Raw genomic sequence first — 7,814 nt, forward strand, 5'->3', positions numbered from 1 at the left:
CTACCTTCCCCCCTTTACATTACTTCTCCGTCACTTTCTTCACATTATCCTCAGGCATCCTGTCGACAAGGTAGTTGTAAGGGTCAATGCCGGCATTCTGCGGCTTTTCTTTAACTTTGAAGGTGAAGGTGTTCTCAGGTTTGGTGATTTTGAGTCTTTTATACACCAATGGTTTGCCATAGGTTTGTTTTGACTCAGTCTCCCCAAAAATCCCGATATCAATAAAGTCCACCAAAGGCACAGCTGTTTGCTTGCCGAGTGAATCTGCCCTGAATTTCTCCGAGAAAGTCGTCAAGGTGACTTCATATTCCTCTCCGGATTTGACATAATTGACCTCTGTGACCCGGTTTGAAAATACAGTGATATTCTCAAACATATCATCGATCAGGTACTGCAATGAATCTGGAGTGACTTCACGGAAAGCATTCACAGCAGAAATCGAAGTGGGGTAGGGAGGTTCCTGATAACCATGGTCTTTAATCAGCTTTTGGAGTGCAAGGTTTACTTTGTCTTCACCGATCATTTCTTTCAGGTAATACATCACCACAGATCCTTTGTTGTAATGGATATAGCCCTGGTTTTCGGTTTCCATAATCGGCCTCTCTGCTTCAAATTCACCACTTCTTCCACGCAGGTAGCTGTTCATTTCATACTTCAGAAACTTATTCATTTTGTCCCGGCCATATTCTTTTTCCATCACCATCAAGGCAGCATATTGGGAAAAGCTCTCACTCATCATCTCTGTGCCACGCATATTGGCGCCGATAAGTTGGTGTGCCCAATATTGGTGTGCCATTTCATGTGCGACTACGTAATAGACCAAGTCAATGTCATCTTCAGTCACATTTCTCAGGTCGGTGATAAAGCCAATTCCTTCACTGTATGGCATGGTTCCCGGAAATGCCTGTGCAAATGAACTGTACCTCGGGAATTCAATGATCCTACACTGCTTGTGGAAATAAGGGCCAAAGTTTGAGGTATAATAGTCGAGGGATTTTTCCAGACTTTGGAGCATGTTGGGCACATTGTATTCATGGCCCTTGATGTAATACACTTCCAGATCGACACCTTTCCATTCCTTTCTTGCGACTTCATATTTTGCAGAAATGAAAGAATAGAAGTTCAGAGATTTGTGATCCAATTGATATTCATAATATTTCCTACCGTTCTCTTCCCATTCCTTGACAAGCCTTCCCGGTGCGATGGCAATCTGATCTGGGGCTGTGCTGATCACGGTATGCATATTGACCCAATCTGCATCCTGGTTGATGTAGGAATTCTCCCTTGCTTTCAGATCAGACTCATCCAAGGCAGGCATCCTTTTCCTTACAGGAAGTTCAAGTTTTACCCGCTTGTTTTTGTCTGAGATCTCGTATCTGTTGGAATAGCCAATGATCGGCAGGATATCAAAATTGTTGAAGAAGGTACCATTTTGAGTCAATTCGGTAAAGCTGACCTCATTTTCAAATCCTTTGGTAACTTTAGAAACCACCAATTTGATCGGTAAGGTATCTCCGGGTTGCATAGGTTGGGACAGGCTGTAAATCCTGTAATTGAGTCTTTTGTCGTCCAGCTTAAGACTTGCTCCCGGGATCTCAATGCCCAAGGTATCAGGCATCATCGGGATGCTAAAATGGACTTCTGGAATAGCCACCTTCGATTTATTCATCAGCAAAGCCTCCACGGTCACAAACAAATCCCGGTCATAAGGATGGATGTCTATCTGATAATCCAAATCTATCCACCTTGGCTGTGCAATTCCTTCAAATTTCTTGTAAGTCAGTTCGTATTCTTTTTGTCTCGTTTCCTGTTCTTTTGGATTGAGATAGGTATTCAGGATTTCTGTATTGTAAAACACAAATGCTCCACAAACCAGAAATGCTATCCCAATAATGGCTAGGAATCCTGATTTGGTTTTCAACCGCTGCAGGGCATATTTCCTTCTGATCGAGAAATCACTTTCTTTTCCCCTCACATAGAAGGAATAAATAACAATACATAAAATCAGACAGAACAAAGTCCAATACATATTGAACCAAACCAATCCCGGGATAAAAGGACCAAATCCATTCATGTCAGAGTAGGTGACTCTTGGAGTAGCCGAGAAACTCAGCATGTTGGAATTGAGCTCGAGAACCGACCAAATGAACTCATTCAGGATGATAAATGCCACAAAAGCAAAGTAGGCGATGTACCGGTTGTTGATCAGGTAATGGAAGAGCAAAGCAATCACAACTAAATATCCAAATCGGAACATGTCCAAAACAAGAAGGGATTGGGCGTAAACCCCAAGCTCGTACCTCGTGTAGCCAAAGGCCGTCTGAGCGATGACTCCGACCAAGATGGTGCTGCACAGTACAATAAAGATGCTGATCATCATGGCGATCAATTTGGACGAAAAGAGCATACCTGTCCGGACAGGCGTCGCATCCTCGATTTCGGAGATTTTGGCATCCCGCTCTTTCCATACCAAAACCCCGGAATAGAAAGTGATGATACCGATTAGAAAGAGATAAAAAGCCCCTCTGATCGTATCGATGACATCATATGTCACAGGATAGCGGTCTGTCCCGTACCCACCGGTAAAGCTTGTGAGACTAGCGATCAGGTTGATCAAGCCGATAATGACAATAATGATAAAGGTTTGGTTTTTTGTAATGGCTTTGGTTTCAAACAGCACCATGTGCCAGAAGGCGGGCCAAGAAAATCCCTTGTTTTGGGGGATTCTAAAGGTTTTGATTTCAGAAAGGTCAAAAAGAGAAGGTTCTTCTTCCACCTTGGTTTTCGATTTTTTGACTTTTTCTTTTTTGGTATTGAAAGAAAAACGGGAGTACATAAACATCAAGAGCACCAGACTCAATCCGATCCAAATGATGCGGTTGATCAAAAACTGTCCTTCCAAAGGAGTTGGAAATAGATTTTTTTCTTCGATGGTCTTGTATTTAGACAAAGTACTCAAAGGCTGAAACCCAAAAGGATCCAGGATATTTGCCAACCATTCTTTTTCAAGATCGGCGGTGAATCCCTGTGAAACCACATAAAAAACCAGGATCAACATGGCGCCGACAAATGACACGATGTTGTTTCTGAAGACTACTGCAAGGCTGTATAAAAGTGTCCCGGCGATGATGGTATTTGGGATGGCGAAAGCCAAAATCCCTTGAATATGTCCACTCCAGATGATTGGGCCATAGCGCTCAGGCTGTGCCCACGGCATCAGTGGTCCGATCAAAGCCCCGATAGAAACACCCAAAAGAGGGATGAAAGAGATCAACAATGCACCGATAAACTTTCCGAAGAAATAGTCACTTTTACGGATCGGGGAGCTGAATACAAACTGGTACATGCCCGTACTGAAGTCCCTGTTGGCTGAAGCATTCATAAATGCTGTGGTCATCAGCAGACAAAACAGGGACATCACCCCGTAATAGGTCTGAATGACGGATGGGGCATTTTTATAGACACTTCCGACCCCGCCACCAATTTGAATCTGATCAGAGGACACCGCCCCAAAAATCATCAAGGATACAATAAGCAAGAAAATCCAAAGCATCGGCGACCTAAACCAATACTGCCATTCATGTTTGATAAATTTCCACATAATGAGAATGTTAAAGGTTTAGATCAAGGAATTCAATTTGGCAAAAAAGACATCCTCCAAGGTTTCTTCTGCCTTTTCAAAACCGGAGTTCAAAGCTGTTTCGGAGAAGACATGGATTTGGGGTTTTCCACCGACAAGCTTGTTGCTGATGATTTTGTAGGCATTCTGATACTCCTGAAGTTCGGCCTTATCTACCCTTTTTTCATAGACTTTATCTTTGATTTGGGCGAGGGCATCGTCTGTGGTGCCGCTGTAAAGCAGCATACCTTTGTCCATGATGGCCATATTGGTGCAAAGTTCGCGGACATCCTGCACGATGTGCGTAGATAGAATGACAATGGTCTGCTCACCGATTTCACTGAGGATATTGTAAAACCTGTTTCTTTCTCCGGGATCCAAGCCGGCTGTCGGTTCATCGACGATAACCAGTTTTGGACTTCCGATCAGGCATTGGGTGATGCCAAACCGCTGCCGCATCCCGCCTGAGTAGCTGCTGACGGCTTTTTTTCTATGTTCAAAAAGATTGACTTTCTGTAAGAGATAATCCACCATTTCGGTTCTTTCTTTTTTGTTGTCAAAACCCTTCAAAATCGCAAGGTGGTGCAATAAGTCTGTGGCGGAGGTCCTTGGGTAAACTCCGAATTCCTGTGGCAGGTAACCGAGTACTTTTCTGACTTTGTCTTTTTCTGCCAATACATCGATGTCACCCAAAGTGACTGATCCACTGTCTGCTTCCTGTAGGGTAGCGAGTGTTCTCATCAGAGATGATTTGCCGGCACCATTCGGGCCAAGAAGACCGAACATTCCTCTTTCGATAGAGAAACTGACATCCTTCAGCGCATGCACACCGTTGGCGTATTGTTTGTTGAGGTTTGTAATGGTAAGTATCATAAGAAAGATTTTAGAAACTAGATTTGAGATTTGAGACAAAGGGGCAAAATGGAAGACTCAATATTTACTGGAAAGTGAATGGTATCCCTTGTTGCTTCCGAGAATAATGCCAAAAGGGAAAATTTTCGATTTTGGAATTTTGGAAGGGTTCTTATAAAATCAAATGTCCGATTCTGTTCAGAAATCGGACATTTACCTGATCGGTTATTTGACGGCTTCAACTGTATATCCGGCTTTCCTTAGGAGCGCGATGACTCCTGTCTCCGAGCCGAGATGACCTGAACCGACGGCGATAAAAGTCGCTTGTTCTTTTACCAATTCTTCGATTTTTGGAATCCAAGACTCGTTTCTGTTTTCCAAAAGTAAATCTCCATATTCCTGAAACATTTCATTATCGGAAATTAGCTCATACAGTTTATCAACGTCCTGATCGAGGTATGCACCGACGAGTTTTTCAAATTCTTCTACTCCTTCCTGATTGGCCACCATTTTTCCCAACTCATCAATTTGGAGTTTTTGAGGTATCTGGTCAAAAACCCCCATTTGGAATGCCACTGTTTCCAATCCCTTTACAGTTTTTTCTTGGGATTTGGCCTTTTCTGTAAAAAACATTTCATAGCTGCTTTGCTCGGTACAAGGCAACATTTTGACCATCACCATCGACGAAAGTATAAAGGGTTTGAGGATTCCCAACTGATCAAGTCCTGCGCCATAAGAATCCTTCAAAAGCTTGTCAAGCGCTGCAGCTTGTTCAGCTGAAAACTCACCTTTTATATTGGCAAACCCGGGATTTACGGAAAGCTGCTGCATTTCGGTCATGAGATTGGGATCGGCCATGTTCAGTTCCATAGCTAGAACTTTACTTGATTCAAGCGCCTTTTCGATTTTATCATTCATATAAAACTGGTCTTTGCAGATGATATGAATAGTGCCAAAGAGGTAGGAATTTTCTTTCAACCCTTTTCCACTTATCTTCCAAAGGAGCGAGTTTTCTTCTTTTTCATTGGCAAATGCCTGAAATACCGAGATGACAAATACCAAGGTGACAAAAACGTGTTTGAAAATTGATTTTTTCATAAGAATCATTGAATTGTCTAAGATTAATTTTGATTTAAAAGTAAGTTATAAATTAAATGAATTATCCCGAAAATACAGCGATGCAGATTTGTAGGGATAGTTGCAGACGATTGGTTGTAATAAAAGTCACAGATTTAACTTTAAAAAAAAATCATATTTGGAGTATCAAATCTAGTTTGGGAAAGTCTATCCCTTTCCCAATAAATCCAAATAGACTTCAACGGAATCAAAAATTTGCATGATTTATTTACCGAAGTTCTTCCTTAACCAAAACCCAAAATGAAGCAATCAAAAAGAGACTTTCTCAAAAAACTAGGAGCAATGAGCGCAGGAACAGGTTTATTGTCTGTCAATCCGCTTTTGGCGGGAGAACTTTCTAATGAGCAAAAATCAAATAATGCCAAAAAAAATTTCAAAGTAACCATTTTTCAAACTACTGACGTCCACTGTCAGATCCATGAACATGACGAACTTTTTTGGGAAAATGGACAAACCGTTTTTAGAAAAACCGGGGGCTATGCCAACTTGGATACCTTTATCAAGAAGCAAAGATCAAAATGTGAACATTCCTTTTTGGTCGATACAGGAGACATGTTCCAGGGATCTATGCTTTCAATCAATACTACAGGCCAATCCATGATTCCATTGCTCAATGAACTGGAATACGACTTATATCTCCCGGGTAACTGGGAGGTGATCTATGGCAAAGCACAGATGCAAAACCTGCTTGGTTCCCTCCATGCACCCAAAGTCTGCGCCAATATGTACCATGATCTTGGTGATGGCAAGAAGGGAGAATTGATTTTTCCACCATATTATATCTGGAATATTGATGGGGTAAAAATCGGCTTTCTTGGTTACAATGATCCCATGATCCCGATGCGCCAATCGCCCAATTACAGCAAGGGAATCTATTTTTCCAAGCCTGAAGATAACCTGAAGCATTATGTCGATGTATTGAAAAACCAGGAAAAATGTGCTTTTGTGATAATCCTGTCCCATATCGGTCTTTCGCAGGAAATCCATCTTGCAAACCTTCCCGAATGCGAAGGAGTAGATTATATTTTTGGAGCCGACACCCATGAAAGGGTAAGGGTTCCTATCCAATGCAAATATGCAAAAGTCGTCGAACCCGGAGCATTTGGGTCATTTGTCGGTAAACTGGAACTGAGCATTGAAAACGGAAAAGTAGTGGCGGATGAATATGAATTGCTGGAGGTCAGTCCCCAGAAATCCAAAAGCCAATCCAAAATGGCAAATCTGGTAACCGAAGTAGAAGCCCCATTCAAATCCGAAATAGAAAAAATCGTAGGCTATAGCACTATACCGCTTTACAGGTATTTTGTGATCGAGAATCCCATAGACAAAATGGTTTTGGATGCCTTGGATTATCAATTACCTGATATAGACATCAAACTTTCTAATGGCTTCAGATTTTGTCCGCCTCGGACAACGAGAGACCATACCGGAAATATTCCGATTACAAGAGGTTTTATTTCTGATATGTTGCCGGTGGACAGCAGGGTAAGAACAGGTCAGGTTACGGGGCAGCAGCTGCACACCTGGATGGAAAGGGAGTTGAACAACGTATTTGCGGAAGATGCATCCAAGAGGTTTGGAGGTTGGGTGACCAAGTTCAAAGGTATGGAATTGTCCTTCAATGCATTTGGGGAAGAAGGGAAGCGCATTCAGTCATTTACTGTAAAAGGTCAGCCTCTTGACCTTGCAAAAACTTACACTATAAGCGCTTGCGAAAGGGATGGTGATCCATTGGACATGGTGTGTAGGATCAGGAATGTCAAAAATACCAAGGATCTGGATATTACCCTTCACCAAGTCATGATCAATTACCTCGCGGAAAATTCTCCTGTGACACCAACTCCAATTGGTGCAGCAAAAGCTTTGGATGCACCTGCGACACTTTTGACCCAAGTTCATGGTGTGGATTATGAGTTTAGGTAGGTTTTGGTAAAGTCCACAGACCATAGTCGATAGTCAATAGTAACAAAAAAAAGCAACGATGAGAACCGTTGCCTTTTTTTGAGTTTGGAAAGTGAATTTCAAGATTTATTTCAGACTTATTTCAATTTATTTCTATCGTATTTCAACCATATTTCCACTTTCTAAACAATTAACCAAATAACCATCCCGATAGCTACCTTAGATTTGAACAGTTGTATTAAACCAAGAACGGTGGTATAATTGAAAACCTGTCAGCGATCCATCGATAGCCTTAGGAGAGAAC

Annotated in this window: 4 protein-coding genes; 1 reads left to right on the forward strand and 3 read right to left on the reverse strand. The window is 42.0% G+C overall.

Going from position 1 to position 7,814, the window contains the following annotated elements:
• Positions 1 to 19: 19 nt before the first annotated feature.
• From NK987_RS10405 to NK987_RS10415, 3 genes are all read right to left on the reverse strand, one after another.
• Entirely contained in the window at positions 20 to 3,601 is a 3,582-nt protein-coding gene (locus NK987_RS10405) for an ABC transporter permease/M1 family aminopeptidase (RefSeq protein WP_259263786.1), read from the reverse strand.
• 18 nt (positions 3,602 to 3,619) lie between these two features.
• Positions 3,620 to 4,492, reverse strand: a complete 873-nt coding sequence (locus NK987_RS10410) for an ABC transporter ATP-binding protein (protein WP_259263787.1) — start codon at positions 4,490 to 4,492, stop codon at positions 3,620 to 3,622.
• A gap of 204 nt (positions 4,493 to 4,696) precedes the next feature.
• Positions 4,697 to 5,569: a TraB/GumN family protein gene (locus tag NK987_RS10415; protein WP_259263788.1), complete on the reverse strand. Its 873-nt coding sequence runs from the start codon at positions 5,567 to 5,569 to the stop codon at positions 4,697 to 4,699.
• A 279-nt stretch (positions 5,570 to 5,848) separates the two neighbouring features.
• Here NK987_RS10415 and NK987_RS10420 point away from each other — a divergent pair, with 279 nt between their 5' ends.
• Positions 5,849 to 7,531: a bifunctional metallophosphatase/5'-nucleotidase gene (locus tag NK987_RS10420; RefSeq protein WP_259263789.1), complete on the forward strand. Its 1,683-nt coding sequence runs from the start codon at positions 5,849 to 5,851 to the stop codon at positions 7,529 to 7,531.
• Positions 7,532 to 7,814 lie beyond the last annotated feature (283 nt).

The organism is Aquiflexum gelatinilyticum (assembly GCF_024813435.1).
GTDB lineage: Bacteria > Bacteroidota > Bacteroidia > Cytophagales > Cyclobacteriaceae > Cognataquiflexum > Cognataquiflexum gelatinilyticum.